Below are 1,189 nucleotides of genomic sequence, written 5' to 3'. Positions count from 1 at the left end.
GGCGGGGGAGTTCGACCACCTCGCGCAGTACCTGTCACATTCCTCCGTCGGCGCGCGTCAGTGCAGTGACCGAGCAAGTGGACGGACGGAAAGAGGACAGGTCATGACCGACGCGCGGATGGCGAACCCGGCTGTGGTGATTCCGGAGGCGATGCCGGCGATCCTCGGGGTCGTGAAGGCGGCGAAGAAGGGCGGCGTGCCGGAGAGCGTGCTGGAGCTGGTGCACTTGCGGGCGAGCCAGATCAACGGCTGCAGCTACTGCGTGGTGGGCGGCGTCGCGAGTGCGAAGAAGAACGGGGAGACCGACGAGCGGCTGCACGCGGTGGCGGCGTGGCGGGAGGCGCCGTTCTTCACGGAGGCCGAGCGGGCCGCGCTGGAGCTGTCGGAGCACGTGACGCGGCTCGCGGACCGGGCCGTGGTGCCGGACGAGGTGTGGAACGCGGCGGCGGAGCACTTCGACGAGAAGCAGCTGGCCTCGCTGGTGCTGTGGATCAGTCTGACGAACTTCTTCAACCGGATCAACGCCACCACCCGCCAGCCCGCCGGCGACACCTGGTAGACGAGGGGGCTGACGGGGGCCGGCGGGGGAGCGGGCCCGGTGCGGGACGGCGGAGCGGCAGCCGTCCGGCACCGGGCCCCGCGCCGCAGGGCCTCAGTCGGCGGCGGTGCCGTGGCGCTCGTCCTCGTGGGCGCCGGAGAGAACGGCGTCGAGGAGGCCGGGGTAGCGCGCGTCGAGGTCCTCGCGGCGCAGGAGGAGGAGGTTCTCCCGGCCGGACGGCAGCTGGTGGATGACGCCGCTGTCGCGCAGCACCCGCCAGTGGTGGGTCATCGTCGACTTCGCGGTGATGCCGATCGCGGTGAGCACGCTCCCGCAGTTGTGCGCGCCGCCGCCGTTCAGGACCCGGACGGCGGACAGGCGGACGGGGTTGCCGAGAGCGGAAAGGACGTGTTCGATCCGGATCTGCTCGCGGTCGGGGTGGCGGTAGCTCATGGCCCCACCGTAACGCGGGGTGTGCACCGGCCGGCCCACGCCGTCGTCCCAAGTGGACGCGGGGAAAGCCGGGTTGCGAGGATGCGGGGTTACGGTGCCGCAGCCCTGCTCGGCGCGCCGGACCGACCGGACCGGCCGGGCCGGAGGAGCGGGTCGGCGGCGGCCGCCCCCGGCGATGCGAGGAGCGCGGCCAGGGCG

The 1,189-nt window shown here is 73.2% G+C and carries 2 protein-coding genes; one reads left to right on the top strand and one right to left on the bottom strand.

The genetic code is table 11. The features are described 5' to 3' along the window. Positions 1 to 103: 103 nt before the first annotated feature. Positions 104 to 559, top strand: coding sequence for a carboxymuconolactone decarboxylase family protein (locus tag VR45_RS30300; protein ID WP_045943066.1), 456 nt, complete (start codon positions 104 to 106; stop codon positions 557 to 559). Between the two features lie 93 nt (positions 560 to 652). On the opposite strand, the gene VR45_RS30295 is transcribed toward VR45_RS30300, so the two are convergent. Further along, on the bottom strand, positions 653 to 991 hold the full coding sequence (locus tag VR45_RS30295) for a helix-turn-helix domain-containing protein (protein WP_045943065.1): 339 nt from the start codon (positions 989 to 991) through the stop codon (positions 653 to 655). Between the last annotated feature and the right edge of the window lie 198 nt (positions 992 to 1,189).

The organism is Streptomyces sp. NRRL S-495, assembly GCF_000966955.1.
Classification (GTDB): Bacteria; Actinomycetota; Actinomycetes; order Streptomycetales; family Streptomycetaceae; genus Kitasatospora; species Kitasatospora purpeofusca.
Note: the sequence above shows the minus strand (reverse complement) of the source record. Positions and strands in the feature narration are given on the sequence as shown.

Coding starts and splice junctions, on each gene's coding strand:
- VR45_RS30295 (WP_045943065.1), bottom strand. CDS start 991: ATGAGCTACCGCCACCCCGACCGCGAGCAGATCCGGATCGAACACGTC.
- VR45_RS30300 (WP_045943066.1), top strand. CDS start 104: ATGACCGACGCGCGGATGGCGAACCCGGCTGTGGTGATTCCGGAGGCG.